Below are 16,735 nucleotides of genomic sequence, written 5' to 3'. Positions count from 1 at the left end.
TGACCCGGCAGAGACCGGAACCCACCTCGCCGCGCGGCGCCGCGGCACAACAAAGAGATATGTGATGAACGCCAGCTTGAAGGCGCGCGCGCTCCGCGCGGCCGCGTTGCTCCTCGGAGGGGTCGCGCTCCCTCTTCCCGCCATTGCACAGTCGGTGAGCGATGCCGATGCGTCGGCCGCCGCGCGGATGCAGACCGGCCCGGCACCGGTGGCCCCGGGCGCTGCACCGCCGCGCGTCGACCTCTCGCGCGGCCCCGCCATGCAGTTCACGCGCGACAATGGCGCGCCGATCGGCGAGAATCGTCATTCCAAGGCCGCCGGCGATTTCGGCCCGGTCCTGCTGGAAGACGCGCACCTCATCGAAAAGCTTGCCCGTTTCGATCGTGAGCGCGTGCCCGAGCGCGTCGTTCATGCCCGCGGCACTGGTGCCCATGGCGTGTTCAAGGCGACCGCGGACATTTCCGACCTGACCAAGGCATCGCTCTTCGCGCAGGGCAAGGAAACGCCGGTGTTCGTCCGCTTCTCCACCGTGATCCACGGCAAGGACAGTCCTGAATTCGCCCGCGACCCGCATGGCTTCGCGACGAAATTCTACACCGATCAGGGCAATTGGGACCTGGTGGGCAACAACCTGCCCATCTTCTTCATCCGCGATGCGATCCAGTTCCCGGACATGATCCATTCGCTGAAGCCCGATCCCGTGCTCAACAAGCAGGATCCCAACCGCTTCTTCGACTTCTTCTCGGCCACGCCCGAGGCGACCAACATGATCACCCAGGTCTTCTCCAACCTGGGCACGCCCGCCTCGTACCGCACGATGGACGGCAATGGCGTGCACGCGTTCAAGCTGGTCAATGCGAAGGGCGAGACGGTTTTCGCCAAGTTCCGCTGGATCAGCCGCCAGGGCGTCCACAATTACAAGGCGGACGACGCGGTAAAGGCCGGCTTCAACTATCTGACCGATGATCTTTATGCGGAAATCGCCAAGGGCAATTTTCCGAGCTGGGATCTGATGATCCAGATCATGCCCGAAAGCGAGTTTGCCAAGCTCGACTATAATCCCTTCGACGACACCAAGGAGTGGCTGGGCGTGCCGTTCCGCAAGATCGGCGAGATGACGCTCAACAAGGTGCCGGACAATTTCTTCGAATGGACCGAACAGTCCGCCTTTGCCCCCTCCAACATGGTCCCGGGGATCGAGCCCTCGCCCGATCGCATGCTTCAGGGCCGCCTGTTCTCCTATGCCGATACGCAGCGCTATCGCGTTGGCGCGAATGTCATGTCGCTGCCGGTCAATCGCCCGCGCGTGGCGGTCGTGAACAACAACCAGGATGGGCAGCTCAATGCGTCAGGCCGTGACAGCAGCGTCAATTATTTCCCGGCGGCCGCAGCGCCCAAGGAAACGGCCGACACGTTCCGCAACTCGACCTACACGGTGAATGCGGTGGTGGATTCGCGGCCGATCGCGAAGACCAACAACTTCAAGCAGGCCGGCATCTTCTACCGTTCGCTGCCGGCCGCGGAAAAGGCCGACCTGATCCGCAACCTTGCCGCCGATCTCGGGCAGGTGCGCTCGGACCGTACCCGCACGATCATGGTGAGCTATTTCTACCAGGCCGACCCGGACTACGGCACGCGCATGGCGAAGGCCGTCAACGTGCCGCTCGCCGAGGTGAAGCGCGCGGTCGCCGAATATCAGGCGGCCAACCCCGAACAGCCCACCAACTAACACCCTCCGGGCCGCCTGCCACGGCGGGCGGCCCCTTTCTTTCGGAACACCAATATGATTTCGCTGATCGCGGCTGCGCTACTGGCGGGGACCACCCCGCAGGGCGCCGCCTCCTCGCCGCCCGCTCCCGCCGCTGCGCTTCCCTCCCCGGAACGCCGACAGGAATTGCTGTTCGAGGCCGCACGGCTCGGCCGCACCGATCTGATCGCCCCGCTGATCACCGCCGGTGCAGACGCCAATGCCCGCGATCGCCGCGGGTTCACGCCCGTGATCCTCGCCGCTTACGCCGGGCATCGCGACACGCTCGACGCCCTGCTCGCCGCCGGCGCCGACGCCTGCCTGGCTGACGCGGGCCAGGGGAATACCGCGCTGATGGGCGTCGCCTTCAAGGGTGAGGATGCGATCGCCGAGCGCCTGCTCGCTGCCGGCTGCGACGTGAATGCGCGCAACAAGGCCGGACAGACCGCGCTGATGATGGCCGCGCTGTTCAATCGCACCCGCCAGATCGAGCTGCTGCTCGCCGCTGGCGCCGATGCCGCGCTGGCCGACGCGTCAGGCCGAACCGCTGCAGAGGTCGCACGCGCGCAGGGCAATGATATGGTTACCAAGCGGCTCGCCAGTCCGGCGGCGCGCGAAGCAGCCCCCAAAAGGCCCTGAGCGGCCACGCGGTTCGCCTGCGCGCTTCAGGGCGCCTGAACCAGCCCCTGCCGCACGCCGGCGGCCAATTGCGCGCGCAGATTGGCCAGTGCCTGATCCGACACGCGCTCGCGCTCCCGCGCCGGCTTCCCGCGACGAAGCCGCTTGCGGTCCTTCTCCGGCGGGTCGACGATCCGCACGCGCACCGGGATGATACCGGCCCGTTTCGCGCCCAGTTGCTCGGCCGCCCCACGCGACAGGTCGATCACCCGCCCCCGGGCGAAGGGGCCACGGTCGTTGACGCGCACGACGATCGTTCGCCCCGTCTCCAGCGACGTCACCTCGACATAACTTGGCAGCGGCAGGGTCGGGTGCGCCGCCGTCACCCATTTGGGGCGAAACCGCTCGCCCAGCGCGACCCGGTTTCCGCTTTCCGAGCCGTACCAGCTGGCATAGCCCAGAACGTCGAAGTTCGGATCAGGCGCCGGCGTATAGGTCACGCCACGCACCGTATAAGGCTTGCCGATCCTGACGGGCGTGTCGCTGACCGGACGGAATTTCTGCGAGGCGCAGGCGGACAGGGCAAGCGCCAGAACGGCGACCAGCGGCAGGCGCATCACGCTTCTATCTAATCCACCCATTGCGATCGGCTTAGACGACGCGGCCCAGCCTCTGCAATGCAGCGGTGACGTGTGTTTGGGGAAGATCGCGCCGCAAATGAGCGGCGATTGGCTGCCATCCTGCGACAGAGCGCACGCACATGGCGTCTTGGCAGCAGCAGCGGCGACGCTCATCAGAGCGCCGCCGGCCGTGGCGCGATCCGCTGGACCGCGCCGGTACGGGATCAGAGCTTCTCGGTGAGCTCCGGGACAACCTTGAACAGGTCGCCGACGAGGCCGATGTCCGCGACCTGGAAGATCGGGGCATCCTCGTCCTTGTTGATGGCGATGATGGTCTTGGAATCCTTCATGCCAGCAAGGTGCTGAATCGCGCCGGAGATGCCAACCGCGATATAGACTTCCGGGGCGACGATCTTGCCGGTCTGCCCGACCTGATAGTCGTTCGGCACGAAGCCGGCGTCGACCGCCGCGCGGCTGGCGCCGACGCCGGCACCCAGCTTGTCGGCCAGCGGCTCGATCAGCGCGCTGAAGTTCTCGCCGTTCTGCAGCGCGCGGCCACCGGAGACGATGATCTTCGCGCTGGCCAGCTCCGGACGCGCGCTCTTGGCGATTTCCGAGCTCTCGTAGGTCGACAGGCCCTGATCGCCGGTCGAGGCGACTGCTTCGACGGCGGCCGAACCACCCTCTGCCGCTGCCTTCTCGAACGCCGTGGTACGGACGGTCAGCACCTTCTTGGCATCCGACGTCTGCACCGTCGCGATCGCGTTACCGGCGTAGATCGGACGCGTGAACGTGTCCTCGCTCTCGACCGACAGCACTTCGGAGATCTGCATCACGTCCAGCAACGCAGCGACGCGCGGCGCGATGTTCTTGGCCGACGTGGTGGCCGGCGCGACGAACGCGTCGTGATGGCCCATCAGCTCGACGACCAGCGGCGCGACGTTCTCGGCCAGCGCATGCGCATAGGCGTCGTCGTCAGCGACGTGGACCTTGCCCACGCCGGCGATCTTGGCGGCTTCCTGCGCCACGCCATCGACGCCCTTGCCGGCGACCAGCAGGTGAACTTCACCCAGCTTCGACGCGGCGGTCACCGCGGCGAGCGTGGCATCCTTGACGGTCGAACCGTCATGCTCGACCCAAACCAGAGTCTTCATCTTGAACCTCTTTCCTCTCCCCGTCGGGGCCGCGTCCACGCGGCGCCCTGAACGGGATCAGTGACCGGCGGTGCGCTTACTTCGCGACGCCCATCGCCTTGAGCTTCATCACCAGCTCGTCGACGTCAGCGACCTTGATGCCGGCCTGGCGCTTGCCCGGCTCGACGACCTTCAGCGTCTTGACGCGCGGCGCGGTGTCGACGCCGTAATCGGCGGCGGTCTTGGTCGCGAGCGGCTTCGACTTCGCCTTCATGATGTTCGGCAGCGAGGCGTAGCGCGGCTCGTTCAGGCGAAGATCGGTGGTGACGATCGCCGGCAGCTTGAACGAATCGGTCTCGAGACCGCCGTCCACTTCGCGCGTGACCTTGACGGTCTCGCCCTCGACTTCGACCTTGGACGCGAACGTGCCCTGGCCCCAGCCGAGCAGGCCGGCAAGCATCTGACCGGTCTGATTGTTGTCGTCGTCGATCGCCTGCTTGCCCAGGATGATGAGCTGCGGCTGTTCCTCGGCGGCAACCGCCTTCAGGATCTTCGCGACGGCGAGCGGCTCGACCTTGTCGTCCGAGGTGACGAGAATCGCGCGATCCGCACCCATGGCGAGCGCGGTACGCAGCGTTTCCTGCGCCTTCGCCTCACCGATCGACACGACCACGATCTCGGTCGCCACGCCCTTTTCCTTCAGGCGGATGGCTTCCTCGACCGCGATCTCGTCGAACGGGTTCATGCTCATCTTGACGTTGGCCAGATCGACCCCCGTCCCGTCCGCCTTCACGCGGGGCTTTACGTTATAGTCAAGCACGCGCTTGACCGGCACCAGAACCTTCATTCCACTCTCCCAAGCGTCACCCCGGCAAGCGCCGCGGTCTCCCGGTTGTGTCGCGCTCCACGTCGGGGAGATGCCGGCCGAAGCCGGCATGACGATGGAGAACGATCAGTCGAAACTTACGCCGCCTTCTTCACCTCGGCGACGATCTTCTGCGCGGCATCGCCCAGGTCGTTCGCAGGAACGATCGCGAGGCCGGAATTCGCGAGGATTTCCTTGCCCTTCTCGACATTGGTACCCTCGAGCCGAACGACAAGCGGTACCGACAGATTAACTTCCTTCGCCGCGGCAACGATGCCCTCGGCGATGATGTCGCACTTCATGATGCCACCGAAGATGTTGACGAGGATGCCCTTCACGTTCGGATCGGCAAGGATGATCTTGAACGCCGCGGTCACCTTCTCCTTCGACGCGCCGCCGCCGACGTCGAGGAAGTTCGCCGGGAACATGCCGTTCAGCTTGATGATGTCCATCGTCGCCATGGCAAGGCCCGCGCCGTTGACCATGCAGCCGATGTCGCCATCGAGCTTGATGTAGGCGAGGTCGTACTTCGACGCTTCCAGCTCGGCCGGATCTTCCTCGGTCTCGTCGCGCAGCTCGGCCAGGTCCTTGTGACGGAACATGGCGTTGCCGTCGAACCCGACCTTGGCGTCGAGCACCATCAGCTTGTTGTCGTCGGTCACCGCGAGCGGGTTGATCTCGATCTGCGATGCGTCGGTGCCGAGGAAGGCGTCATATACCTTGCTCGCGAGGCTCTGCGCCTGCTTGGCGAGATCGCCGGTAAGGCCCAGCGCATGCGCGACGGCGCGGCCGTGGTGCGGCTGGAAACCCGTTGCCGGATCGACGGCGAAGGTGTGGATCTTCTCCGGCGTGTCGTGCGCAACGGTCTCGATGTCCATGCCACCTTCGGTCGATACGACGAAGGCGACGCGGCCGGTGGCGCGATCGACCAGCACGGCGAGGTAGAATTCCTTGGCGATGTCGACGCCGTCGGTGACGTACAGGCAGTTGACCTGCTTGCCGGCATCACCCGTCTGGATCGTCACCAGCGTGTTGCCGAGCATCTCGGTCGCGGCGTGGCGAACCTCGTCCTCGGTCTTGGCGAGGCGGACACCACCCTTGGCCTCAGCCGGCAGTTCCTTGAACTTGCCCTTGCCGCGGCCGCCGGCGTGGATCTGCGCCTTCACGACATAAAGCGGCCCGGGCAGCTTCTTGGAGGCTTCCACTGCTTCCTCGACGGTCATCGCCGCATAGCCCGCGGGAACGGGCACGCCGAACTTCGCCAGCAGTTCCTTGGCCTGATATTCGTGGATGTTCATGCCGGAGCTCGCCTTACAAAACCGAAAACAGGCAGCCTTAAGCACAGCGGCGGTCGGGAATCCAGCCTTGATAGGTCGTGTGTGCCGATCAACCGACGAGAGCACAGCCTCACTGATGCTAAAAGTTCGCAATAGCGGAATTGCGATCAGGCAAGGGTGCTGTGGCGATGATCAGCATCGATCCGGCGAGGCGCGCGGCAACCCGCCGACGAAGAACACTGGAACAGGTTTTCCGTTTGTTCTAACGCTGGCGGCGTGATCGCTCTTCCCTATCCGGCGCTGCACGCGAGCCATACGGGCATCTGGATCGCGAGCGACGACGGCGTGCGCGGCGTGTCGCGCGGCGAGGCGATCCGTGCCGCCGCCGATACGCCGATGATCGTGATGAACGCGCCGCTGGTCGGGCAGCGGCTGGGCTATGCCGATCTGTCGGGTCTCGACATCCTAGAGCTGTTCGCCTTTCTGCGGCCGGCACGCTTCATGGTGCCGACGCCCAAGGGACTGGCGACCGTCACCGGCCTCGACGTCCCGGCGAGCGACAGCGACATCGCGCCCTTCCTGCGCACTGCCGCCCTGCGGCTGCTGGAAATAACCGATGGCGACTGGCCCGAGCGGGAAGGCGCCTGGGCGGCGGCGCAGACACTGGCGCGGCTGCGCTGGTCCTGGGGACCGCTGCTCGCCAGCCGCTTGCGCAAGCCGGCGCGGGACGAACCCTGGCTCTTCTCGCGGCTGCCGGAATGGGAGGAAAGCGCACCGCGCCCTGCGCCCCGTGCGATCAGCCTGGACGCCGATACGACTCAGCGCACGCTGACGACGCTGGTCGGCGCCGCCGCCGAACCGCGCCAGGGCCAGCGTGATTTCGCCGCCGCGGCGGCGCACGCCTTCTCACCGCGCGTGGGGCGCGACAGCCCCAATCTGGTGCTGGCGGAGGCCGGCACCGGGATCGGCAAGACCCTGGGCTATCTGGCGCCGGCCAGCCTCTGGTCACGCACTGCCGGCGGCGCTGTGTGGGTGTCCACCTATACCAAGGCGCTGCAACGGCAGCTCGGCCACGAAACGCAGCGCGTCTATCCCGATGAGGCGGAGCGGCGCGCGCGGGTCGTCACGCGCAAGGGGCGGGAAAATTATCTCTGCCTGCTCAATCTGGAGGATGCGCTGCAGGGCGGCTTCACCGGGCGCGCGGCGGTGCTGGCGCAACTGGTCGCGCGCTGGGCCGCCTATACCGCCGATGGCGACATGATGGGCGGCGACCTTCCCGGCTGGCTGACCACCCTGTTCCGGCGCAACGGCTCGGTCGCACTCACCGACCGGCGTGGTGAGTGCATCTACGCCGGCTGTCCGCATTATCGGAAATGCTTCATCGAGCGCGCCGCCCGCGCCTCCGCCGATGCCGACATCGTGATCGCCAACCATGCGCTGGTGATGGTCAATGCGGCGCGCGGGCGCGAAACGGCCACACGCCCCAGCCGCTATGTGTTCGATGAGGGGCATCACCTGTTCGATGCCGCGGATTCGATGTTCGCCACCGCGCTCACCGGCCAAGAGACGATCGAGCTGCGCCGCTGGATCATCGGCCCCGAGGCCGGCAGCCGCGGACGCCGACGGGGCCTGGCCGCGCGCCTCTCCGATGTCGCCAGCTACGATGAGGCAGGCGCACAGGCGATGGCCGACGCGGTGAAGGCCGCGCATGGCCTTGCCGCCGACGGCTGGCTGCAACGCATCATTGAGGGCGCGCCGTTCGGCCCGATCGAGGCGCTGCTGGCCAGCGTACGGGCGCTCACCTTCGCCCGCGCAGAGGGCCCCGATGACGCGGGCTATGGGCTCGAAACCGAACTGGCCGAACCCTCGCCCGAGCTGATCGAGGCCGCCGCCCATGCCGCGGAGGCACTCGATGCGCTCTACCGCCCCCTCGTCGTGCTCGGAAAGCGGCTGGAGGCGGTGCTGAACGATGCGCCCGACTGGCTCGACGGCCAGGCCCGCGCCCGGGTGGAGGGCGCCATCGCCTCGCTTGGCTGGCGCGCGGAAAGTGTCTCGGCGTGGCTCGCCCTCATCGCCCGCGTCGGCGCGCCGGCCAGCCCCGACTTCGTCGACTGGCTCGCCGTCGACCGGGTCGAGGGGCGCGAATATGACATCGGGCTTCACCGCCGCTGGCTCGACCCCACCCGCCCCTTTGCCGAGATCGTGCTGAAGCCGGCGCATGGCGCGCTGGTCACCTCCGCCACGCTGACCGCCGGCGGCACGTGGGAAACGGCGGAGGCCCGCGTCGGCGCGCCGCATCTCACCGGCGCGGCGGCACGGTTCGAGGCGGCGAGCCCGTTCGATTATGCCGGCAACGCCGAAGTCATCATCGTCACCGATGTGAAGCGCGGCGACGTACCGGCGCTCAGCAACGCTTACGCCCGGCTGATCGAGGCGGCGGGCGGCGGGACGCTGGGGCTGTTCACCGCGATCCGCCGGCTGCGCGGCGTGCATGCGCGGATCGCCGACCGCCTCGCTCGCGCTGGCCTTCCGCTCCTCGCGCAACATGTCGATCCGATCGATACCGGCACGCTCGTCGATATCTTCCGCGACGATCCGCACGCCTCGCTGCTGGGCACCGACGCGCTGCGCGACGGCGTCGACGTGCCCGGCCATTCGCTGCGCATGGTCGTGATGGAGGGCGTTCCCTGGCCCCAGCCCACCGTGCTCCACGCCGCGCGCCGGCTGGCCGGCGGCGGCAGCGCCTATGACGACCGCATCGTGCGCGCCCGTCTGGCGCAGGCGTTCGGCCGGCTGATCCGTTCCCGCGATGATCGCGGCGTCTTCGTGCTGCTGTCGGCGGCGACGCCGTCGCGGCTGCTCGACTCCTTCCCCCCCGGTGTCCCGATTTCGCGCGTCCCGCTCGACGAGGCGGTGGCGCGAGTCGCATCGCGGCTTTCCTCGCGCGCCGGCTTGGGGCATGAGGCGGCTCCCGCGGCCTAACGGAGACGAGCCTTGAAGACGCTGACGCTGTTGCGCCACGCCAAATCGGGCTGGGACGATCCGGTGACGCGTGATTTCGATCGCCCGCTCAACGACAAGGGGCGCAAGGCCGCGCGCGTCATGGGGCGCCAGCTGCGCACACTGGGCGAAGAGTTCGACCGCGTCCTCGCCTCGCCCGCGCGCCGCGTCGTGGAAACCATCGCCGAAGTCGCAGTGGGCTATGAGGCGCCGATCGAACCGGTGTGGGACAAACGGCTCTACCTCGCCTCGGCGGCCACCCTGCTCGAGATTGCGCGCGAGGCGCCAGACGATTGCAACCGCCTGCTGATGATCGGGCACAATCCGGGGCTGGAGGATTTCGCGCTGTTCCTCGCCGGCGACGGCACGCCCGAATTGATGTCGGCGCTGGACGAGAAATACCCGACGGCGACGCTGGCGCAGATCACCTTCGACGTTGATCGCTGGGCCGATGTCGTACGCGGCGGCGGTACGCTCACGCGTTTCATCCGCCCGCGTGACCTCGACCCGACGCTCGGCCCCGACGACCATTAAGCCTGGGCTGACGCCGCGCCGTCAGCACCCGGGCCTAACGGCCCTGCGCGCGCCACTTCTGGATCGTGCGCTCGATGATCTCGCTCTCATGGCCGACATCGCGCCACAGGCGGGAGAAGACCGGATCGGCCGACGCCGGCCGTTTCCCTTCCTCCAGCCGGTCGAACCGCACCCGGATCGGGATCGCCACGCCCTCCCCGCTGATGATACATTCCTGATTGCGCAGCGCGGGGATCGAATCGAGGAAACCGCGCGCGCCCTCTGGCATCGCCGCGCGCACGAACGACTGATCCCGATCGTTGTTTAGGCGCATGGCCAGGATCGTGCCGCACTGCGACAGCACCCCCTCCGCCAAGTCCGACGGCCGCTGCGTGATCAGCCCCAGCGACACGCCGTATTTGCGCCCTTCCTTGGCGATCCGGCTCAGGATCCGGCCGACCGAGGACCCGTCCTCATCGCGCGGGATATAGCGGTGCGCCTCCTCGCAGATCAGCAGGATCGGGCGCTGCGGCTCGTTGCGCGACCAGATCGCAAAATCGAACACCATCCGGCTAAGCACCGCGACGACCACCGACGTGATCTCGCTCGGCACGCCCGAGACGTCGATGATCGAGATCGGCTTGCCATCACCCGGCAGGCGGAACACCCGCTGGATGAAGCTGCTCATCGTGTCCGCGACCAGCATGCCGGAGAACATGAAGCCATAGCGCGGATCGGCCTTGATCTCGTCGATCTTGCTCTTCAGCCGAAGATAGGGTGCCGTGTTGGACGCCTTGTCCATCTTCCCCATCTCATGCTGGATGAGGGTGGTGAGGTCGCTCAGCAGATAGGGCACCGGCGCATCGACGGTCAGCTTGGGGATTTCGGCCCCGACCCGGCTCTTGGCGCGCGCGGCGAGCAGGCATTTGGCAAGGATGTCGGCATCCACCTGCCGCTCGGCGCCCTCGGTGGTCAGGAACACCTCGCAATGTTCCTCGAAGTTCATCAGCCAGTACGGCATCTGAAGGTTCGACACATCGTAGATCGCGCCATTGTGGCGGAACGCGGCGGCATATTCGCCGTGCGGGTCGACCATCACGATATGGCCCTGCGGCGCCATTTCGCAGATCCGGTGGAGGATCAGCGCGGCGGCCGTCGACTTGCCGGTGCCGGTCGAACCCAGCAGCGCGAAATGCTTGCCGAGCATGGCATCGACATACAGCGCGCCGCGCACGTCGCTGGTCGGATAGACGTTGCCGACCTCGATATGCGCGCGTCCTTCCGCGGCATAGACCTGGCGAAGATCGTCGGAGGAGATCGGGTAAACATCCGCGCCGGGTGTGGGATAGCGCGTCACGCCGCGGCGGAACTGGTACAATTTGCCAGTCAGCTTCTCCTCATCTCCCTCGCCGAGGAAGTCGACGGCGGCAACGATGCGGCCGGTCTCGTAATCGTCGAGCCGCAGGGTGCGAACATTGGCGATCAGCCAATTGTGCCCCACCCGCACCTTGATCTGCCCGCCGACCTGCCCGCCACTGGCAACCACCGGATCGGCATGGGCGCCAAGCGCCGCCAGCGCCGCCGGATCGAACACCACCTGGCTCGATGCGCCGCCGATCTCGGTGACGAAGCCGATCGGGTCCAGGCCGGCCGGCGCGCACGCCCCCGCCGCGGCAATCGCCGCGTCGAACACGTGACGTGCAGGTAGTTCACTCATGCGGCATTTCCACGCCTTTTCCCATCCGGGCGGGTCTACGGAACAAGGGTAAACAGAGCGTGAGCGATATATTGCGGCGCGGCGCCAGCCACTTACACCCGCTGCGCGATCCGCCCCGCGCCCCAGCCCAACAGAACCGACAGTGCCACCGCCGCCAACCCATAGACAAAAGCATGGCGATCGGCGGCGCGCGCAACGAACCGCTCGAACCCGGTCTTCTCCACCGTGATGTCGCGCACCGCCGCGGCCAGCACCTTGCCGTCGCGGATCAAAAAGGTCTCAGCGGTAAATTGTCCCACCGGCACGCGCGCCGGAATCCTGACGCGCGTGCGGTACAACACGCCCTCGGTGATCTCCACCGCGCCGGGCGCCTCGTAATACAGGCCCGCGCGGCGACGCAGGTCGACCAGCCCGCGCGCGAACCGGTCCTGCACCGGCGGCGGCGCGGAGGATGCCGGCGATAATTGCAGGCTGTCGAGCCCCAGTTCGTAGATCGCGCGCGTGCGATCATCGACGATCTGGCTGACGGGGCGGGACGAGGCGACCGCGTAGAAGCTCGGCGCCGAGCGATACCGCAGCGCCTCCGCATTGACCCACACGCCGGCAAGCTTCTCCTTCTCGCGCACGGTGATCGATTGCACCGGGCCCTTCACCACCACCACCAGGTCGGTGGGATGCTTGTCGTCGGGCAGCCGGCCGCCCGGATAGAGGATGGCACCGAACAGCAGCAATTCTGCGCCGGTGAAGCTGTAGGCGATACGGATCTCTCGCTGCGACACGTCGGGTACCAGCACCGGCTTGGCCTGCGCCATCAGCAGCGGCGCGGCCAGGATCAGCGCGGCGCGCTTCACAACAGCTCGACCGAATAGATCTCGTCCGGCCGCCAGCCGAGACCGATCGCGATTCGGCCCGCCACCAGCAACACCATCAACGCCAGCGCAAGGCGCAGATATTCGGGCCGCGCACGCGCCGCGAAATGTGCACCGACCTGCGCGCCGACGACCGATCCGATCAGCAGCAGGCCAGCGAGCACGATGTCAACCGCCTTGGTCGTCATGGCGTGGACCATGGTCGCGGCGGCGGTGACGAACAGGATCTGGAACAGCGACGTGCCCACCACGACCTGAGTCGCCATGCCGAGGAGGTAGATCATTGCCGGCACCAGCACGAAACCGCCGCCGACGCCCAGCAAAATGGTGAGGATGCCGGTCCCGAACCCCAGCAACAGCGGGGCGAGCGGCGAAATATACAGGCCCGAACGGTAGAATCGCATGCGGAACGGCAGCGACGCGACCAGCGGATGGTGCCGCCGCCGGCGCGCCGGGGCCGCGCGCCGGCCACGGCTGACGGCGATCGCCTCCAGCGATTCCTTCAGCATCAGCCCGCCGATGGAAACGAGCAGCAGGACATAGGTGATGGCAATGGCGGTATCGATCTGCCCGCTCGCTTGCAGCAGGCGGAACAGCCAGGCGCCGAACAGCGATCCCAATATGCCCCCGACGACCATCACGCCGCCCATCTGCACGTCCACGCCGCCGCGCCGGAAATAGGCCGACACGCCCGACACGCTCGCCCCCGTCACCTGGCTCGCGGCAGAGGCGGCGGCAACGGTCGGCGGGATGCCGTAGACGATCAGCAACGGCGTGGTGAGGAAACCGCCGCCAACCCCGAACATGCCCGATAGCAGACCCACACCCGCGCCCAGCGCGATGATCACGAGCGCGTTGACCGACAGGTTCGCGATCGGGAGGTACAGATCCATGCCACCGTCGATATGCCGATCGGCCGCGGCGGGGAAGCGCCAGCGGTCAGAAATCGGTGCCGATGGTCAGTGCCGGACCGGAAGACGGCGTTGCGCGGCCCGCCAGCCGCTGCCGCCATTCGAGCGACAACCGCAACGATCGGCCCGCGACGGGCAAAGCGGTCGACAGCCACGGCCCGGCGTCGACGCGAGACGCCCCGCGCTGCGCCGCACCCCATGCACCCAGCCCCAGGTCGATCCGCGCCGGGCCCAGCCGCGCCAGCGGGTAGCTGATCCGCATCGCCCCATCGACATAGCCCTCGATCCCGTCGCGCGCGATCCCGCCGCCCTGCGCATAGCCGTCCAGCATCAGCCACGAAGTCAGCGGCAACGGGCCAAAGCCGCCGACCAGCCCCAGCGCCGGGCCGCCCCGTGCGCGATCGATGCCGATGCGCTGCTCGGCGACGACATGCACCGGCAGCGACGTCGGCCGCCAGTCGAGCCCAATCGCGGCCTCGCTCTGCCGGCTTTCCAGCGCCCCCGAGAACCGCCCGGCGATCGACAGTCGCCGCGCGGCATCGATGGCGTAGGTCAGCCGCGCCCCCGCCTGGCTTCCGCCGAGCTGCGGGACGAACGGCGCCGCATCGCCCGGCCGCAGGATCGCCCAGGCACTGCCACCAAATCGCGACGGGCCCTGCGCCGCCGGCAACGGCGCACCGGCCGCGACGCTGGCTTGGCTCGCGGGCGGCGGGACGGCATGGGTGGAGTGACCTCCCGGACTAGGCGGCACCAATCTTGGCCGCTCCCACTCTCCCGCCGCGGGCGACGATTGCCGCGGCAGATCGTATGAAAAAGCGAGCGTCTCGACCGCCCTGACCCGCATGTCGGCCGACGGCACGTAGCGCGGCCGGACCTCGTCCGCCGGCGTCAATCGCACCGGGGCGCCCGCACCCGACATGTCGGGCAATGCCCGCGACGTCGCCGCGATCGACATGGCCGGGGGCGCCGCCACAATGACTCGCGCCGGTTCGGCCGGTGGCCGGGCCGCCACCTCCTGCGGCCGCGCAAACGGCGCCGCGATGATCGCCAGGATGCGCGGCGCCATCGCCGGCTCTGCCCTGGCCGCCACCGCCCGGGTTTCGGCCGCGAGTGCAACATCACCAGGCCACAATTGCAATGCCCGCAGGCCGATCCACACCCCCAGCAGGCCGACCAGAAAGCGCAGCGGGCGCCCGGTCCGGGCCGTCATGCCGGCAGCTCCTCAGGGAAGACATGCACCGTCTTGTCCCAACGCGGGGGCGACCCGCTCAGCATCCGCACATATTGGGCGGCGGCGCGAATCGCGGCGAGCATCGATATGACGTTGCCGACAATCGCCCGGGGCACCGCCCACAGCGCCTCGTGCCAGTCATAGGCCCGGCCGGTGGACGCCACGCGCCAGCCGAGACGCCAGATCAGCAACAGGAGATTGACGGTGAGCAGCAGGCGCATGCCCTCGCTGATGTCTGGCAGCGGCAAGCCCAGGATGGTATGCGCCAGTGCCGCCGCGCCCCAGCCCACGATCGCCAGATAGGCGGCGGCCAGGACGATCACCGCCAGCGGGCCACGCCGGTCGCGCATCCGCATCCAGTGATCGGCAAGGTGGGGCACGCGCGCCCAGCCGATCCGATCCCAGCCGGCGAGCGCGATGCCGGTCATCCACCGACCCTTCTGGCGAACCGCCGCCTCCACCGTCGCCGGGAAGAAGGCGCGCACCGCGACCAGCCGTCCCGCCCAGTCCTCGACCCGCGCAAAGCACGGCCGGTAGCCAAGCGCCGTCGCGCGCAGCCCCAACTCATAATCCTCGGTCAGGCTGTCCTCATCGAACGGCGCCCCATAAGCGTCTTCCATCGCTGCCAGCACCGCGACCGAGATGGCGCAGCCCACGCCGGACAGCGGCAACCCCGCCCCCAATGCCGCGCGCAGCGCCATGTGGCGGCCATGCGATTCGGCAAACTCGTCGGCATAATGGCCCGTTATGGGCCGTCCGATATTCGCCAATGTTCACAAGCATTTATCCCTTCGGTTTTCCTTTGGTCGTGAAGTTTTCCCGTTCGCGGTTTGTCTTGCCGGCCCAGCGGTCGAGGATCGCGACCTTGGCCAAGCCTGATTGCGAGCGGCCTTTGCCGTAGTGCTCCAGCATCCGAAGCGACTTGTGGCCGGTCACTGCTGCCACCTCGGCCGGGTTGCACCCAGCATTGAACAGCTCATTGGTGGCGTTCTTGCGCAGGCCATGAGGGGTGAAGCCATCGACCCCGTGCTCGACGTTGAATAGCCGGCACCAACGGTTGAACAGTTGCGCCGTGAGAGGCGCGCCCTGCGAGTTGCTAAGAATGAACAGGTGATCGGACGCGCGCGGATGAGCTGCCAGCGCCGCCGCCAGATCGGGGTGCAACGGGATCTCAAGCGGGGTGCCGGTCTTCTGTTGCTTCACCCGGGCCACGCCGCCTTGCACCGCGTTCCACGTCATCGCGCACACGTCACCGGGACGTTGGCCCGTGTAGAGCGCCAGCGTGATTGCCATGCGGAATTGCGGGTCTTCGTGCTCCAGCGCCACGGCAAGCAGGTCGGCGGGCCAGGGCTTGCGATCGTTGTGCTTGTTGAACTGGTCGATGCCAGCGGTCCAATCTTCCAGCGAGCGGTTCCGCTTCTTTCCGAACTTGTAGAGCGTGCGCAGGATAGACAGCATCATGTCCGCCGCAGACGGCGTGTCGCTGTTGGCATCCATCACGCGCACCTGAATGTCTTCAGGCGTCATCTCGACCAGAGGCGCGTCACCATAGGCCGCGACCAGGCGGGCAAGGTAGCGATCGAACGTGCGTTGTGAGTTAGGCTTAAGGTCCGTGTACGCTGCGGACTTGACGTAGGTGGCAGCGAGCGCGCCGAACGTCCCTTCGCGCTTGTGCTCCACCAGCCGCGCATTGACGCGCTGGAAGTGCGCCAGCTTGCGCAGGAACGCGTCAGCGTCAGTGTAGGGATCGGGAAGCGCGATCCACGACGCGCCAGGCTGCACGCGGGTCCAATACCAATAACGCTTGCCCTTGGCGGTCTTGGTACGAACGCCAGGCCACAGGGAGCGCTTAGACACGTGCCGGCGCCCTTTCCTGCCATTTGGAAGTCTTACGCGCGCCCGCCTTGATGGCGTCGATCGCCGCGTCGAGGTCGCCCACGTCCCAAGCGTCGGCGCCGTTGAGTTCAAATGGCGGTGGCATGATGCCGGCCGATACGTCCCGCAGGAAGTCGCGCGCTGTCCCATAGCCCGCGTATGCGGCGGCGATGCTCGCTCGCTGCACACGGGGCCAATTAGGAAGGGCGCGCGATGTCAATCGGCGTCCAAAAAGGACCCCCTATCGGCGTCCAAAAGGGACCCCCTTCGTCGAGCAGCGTTACGGGTATGACGGGTGCACCGTTCGCGCTGGTTGCGGCGTAGGGCGGGCGTAGCCCGACCGGAGGCGCAACCAGCGC

Annotated in this window: 15 protein-coding genes; 4 read left to right on the top strand and 11 right to left on the bottom strand. The window is 67.4% G+C overall.

What is annotated here, in order from left to right:
• Nucleotides 1-64 precede the first annotated feature (64 nt).
• Nucleotides 65-1,729, top strand: a complete 1,665-nt coding sequence (locus ACH0BU_RS06370) for a catalase (RefSeq protein ID WP_496002125.1) — start codon at nt 65-67, stop codon at nt 1,727-1,729.
• A gap of 54 nt (nt 1,730-1,783) precedes the next feature.
• The gene (locus ACH0BU_RS06365; RefSeq protein ID WP_296222638.1) at nt 1,784-2,386 is read left to right on the top strand and encodes an ankyrin repeat domain-containing protein; all 603 of its coding nucleotides are present in this window, start codon (nt 1,784-1,786) and stop codon (nt 2,384-2,386) included.
• Nucleotides 2,387-2,412: 26 nt separating this feature from the next.
• Here ACH0BU_RS06365 and ACH0BU_RS06360 read toward each other — a convergent pair whose 3' ends face one another.
• The 4 genes from ACH0BU_RS06360 to sucC all read right to left on the bottom strand — a co-directional run bounded on the left by ACH0BU_RS06360 (nt 2,413) and on the right by sucC (nt 6,281).
• Nucleotides 2,413-2,982, bottom strand: a complete 570-nt coding sequence (locus ACH0BU_RS06360; RefSeq protein WP_432430972.1) for a septal ring lytic transglycosylase RlpA family protein — start codon at nt 2,980-2,982, stop codon at nt 2,413-2,415.
• Nucleotides 2,983-3,209: 227 nt separating this feature from the next.
• Nucleotides 3,210-4,139 (bottom strand): electron transfer flavoprotein subunit alpha/FixB family protein, encoded by a 930-nt coding sequence (locus ACH0BU_RS06355; RefSeq protein WP_046409030.1) that lies wholly within the window; start codon nt 4,137-4,139, stop codon nt 3,210-3,212.
• 76 nt (nt 4,140-4,215) lie between these two features.
• Entirely contained in the window at nt 4,216-4,965 is a 750-nt protein-coding gene (locus tag ACH0BU_RS06350; protein WP_125946175.1) for an electron transfer flavoprotein subunit beta/FixA family protein, read from the bottom strand.
• A 116-nt stretch (nt 4,966-5,081) separates the two neighbouring features.
• Complete coding sequence (sucC, locus tag ACH0BU_RS06345) at nt 5,082-6,281, bottom strand: ADP-forming succinate--CoA ligase subunit beta (RefSeq protein WP_500263869.1); 1,200 nt, start codon at nt 6,279-6,281, stop codon at nt 5,082-5,084.
• Between the two features lie 255 nt (nt 6,282-6,536).
• On the opposite strand from sucC, the gene ACH0BU_RS06340 reads away from it, so the two are divergent.
• Both ACH0BU_RS06340 and ACH0BU_RS06335 read left to right on the top strand, forming a co-directional pair.
• Nucleotides 6,537-9,242 carry an ATP-dependent DNA helicase gene (locus ACH0BU_RS06340; RefSeq protein WP_296218813.1) on the top strand — a complete coding sequence of 902 codons (2,706 nt, stop codon included), beginning with the start codon at nt 6,537-6,539 and terminating at the stop codon, nt 9,240-9,242.
• Nucleotides 9,243-9,254: 12 nt separating this feature from the next.
• The gene (locus ACH0BU_RS06335; RefSeq protein ID WP_296218814.1) at nt 9,255-9,794 is read left to right on the top strand and encodes a SixA phosphatase family protein; all 540 of its coding nucleotides are present in this window, start codon (nt 9,255-9,257) and stop codon (nt 9,792-9,794) included.
• A gap of 34 nt (nt 9,795-9,828) precedes the next feature.
• On the opposite strand, the gene ACH0BU_RS06330 is transcribed toward ACH0BU_RS06335, so the two are convergent.
• The 7 genes from ACH0BU_RS06330 to ACH0BU_RS06300 form a co-directional block, all read right to left on the bottom strand.
• On the bottom strand, nt 9,829-11,490 hold the full coding sequence (locus ACH0BU_RS06330; RefSeq protein ID WP_145120648.1) for an ATP-binding protein: 1,662 nt from the start codon (nt 11,488-11,490) through the stop codon (nt 9,829-9,831).
• A 92-nt stretch (nt 11,491-11,582) separates the two neighbouring features.
• Nucleotides 11,583-12,341, bottom strand: coding sequence for a TIGR02186 family protein (locus tag ACH0BU_RS06325; RefSeq protein ID WP_046409023.1), 759 nt, complete (start codon nt 12,339-12,341; stop codon nt 11,583-11,585).
• Nucleotides 12,338-13,252 carry a sulfite exporter TauE/SafE family protein gene (locus tag ACH0BU_RS06320; RefSeq protein ID WP_046409022.1) on the bottom strand — a complete coding sequence of 305 codons (915 nt, stop codon included), beginning with the start codon at nt 13,250-13,252 and terminating at the stop codon, nt 12,338-12,340. The genes ACH0BU_RS06325 and ACH0BU_RS06320 overlap by 4 nt, the downstream gene beginning before the upstream one ends.
• 46 nt (nt 13,253-13,298) lie before the next feature.
• On the bottom strand, nt 13,299-14,480 hold the full coding sequence (locus tag ACH0BU_RS06315) for a hypothetical protein (protein WP_314471908.1): 1,182 nt from the start codon (nt 14,478-14,480) through the stop codon (nt 13,299-13,301).
• Complete coding sequence (locus ACH0BU_RS06310) at nt 14,477-15,271, bottom strand: glycosyltransferase family 2 protein (RefSeq protein WP_500263868.1); 795 nt, start codon at nt 15,269-15,271, stop codon at nt 14,477-14,479. Before ACH0BU_RS06310 ends, ACH0BU_RS06315 begins: the two co-directional genes overlap by 4 nt.
• A gap of 13 nt (nt 15,272-15,284) precedes the next feature.
• Complete coding sequence (locus ACH0BU_RS06305) at nt 15,285-16,283, bottom strand: tyrosine-type recombinase/integrase (RefSeq protein ID WP_500263867.1); 999 nt, start codon at nt 16,281-16,283, stop codon at nt 15,285-15,287.
• A gap of 67 nt (nt 16,284-16,350) precedes the next feature.
• A complete protein-coding gene (locus ACH0BU_RS06300; RefSeq protein ID WP_500263866.1) occupies nt 16,351-16,563 on the bottom strand; it encodes a hypothetical protein in 213 nt (70 codons plus the stop codon).
• Nucleotides 16,564-16,735 lie beyond the last annotated feature (172 nt).

Source organism: Sphingomonas olei, from assembly GCF_045369765.1.
GTDB lineage: Bacteria > Pseudomonadota > Alphaproteobacteria > Sphingomonadales > Sphingomonadaceae > Sphingomonas > Sphingomonas panaciterrae.
Note: the sequence above shows the minus strand (reverse complement) of the source record. Positions and strands in the feature narration are given on the sequence as shown.

Bases quoted from the DNA above. Each gene is read 5' to 3' on its own strand.
- ACH0BU_RS06365 (WP_296222638.1), top strand. From the start codon at position 1,784: ATGATTTCGCTGATCGCGGCTGCGCTACTGGCGGGGACCACCCCGCAG.
- ACH0BU_RS06350 (WP_125946175.1), bottom strand. From the start codon at position 4,965: ATGAAGGTTCTGGTGCCGGTCAAGCGCGTGCTTGACTATAACGTAAAG.
- sucC (WP_500263869.1), bottom strand. From the start codon at position 6,281: ATGAACATCCACGAATATCAGGCCAAGGAACTGCTGGCGAAGTTCGGC.
- ACH0BU_RS06355 (WP_046409030.1), bottom strand. From the start codon at position 4,139: ATGAAGACTCTGGTTTGGGTCGAGCATGACGGTTCGACCGTCAAGGAT.
- ACH0BU_RS06360 (WP_432430972.1), bottom strand. From the start codon at position 2,982: ATGCGCCTGCCGCTGGTCGCCGTTCTGGCGCTTGCCCTGTCCGCCTGC.
- ACH0BU_RS06315 (WP_314471908.1), bottom strand. From the start codon at position 14,480: ATGACGGCCCGGACCGGGCGCCCGCTGCGCTTTCTGGTCGGCCTGCTG.
- ACH0BU_RS06330 (WP_145120648.1), bottom strand. From the start codon at position 11,490: ATGAGTGAACTACCTGCACGTCACGTGTTCGACGCGGCGATTGCCGCG.
- ACH0BU_RS06370 (WP_496002125.1), top strand. From the start codon at position 65: ATGAACGCCAGCTTGAAGGCGCGCGCGCTCCGCGCGGCCGCGTTGCTC.
- ACH0BU_RS06320 (WP_046409022.1), bottom strand. From the start codon at position 13,252: ATGGATCTGTACCTCCCGATCGCGAACCTGTCGGTCAACGCGCTCGTG.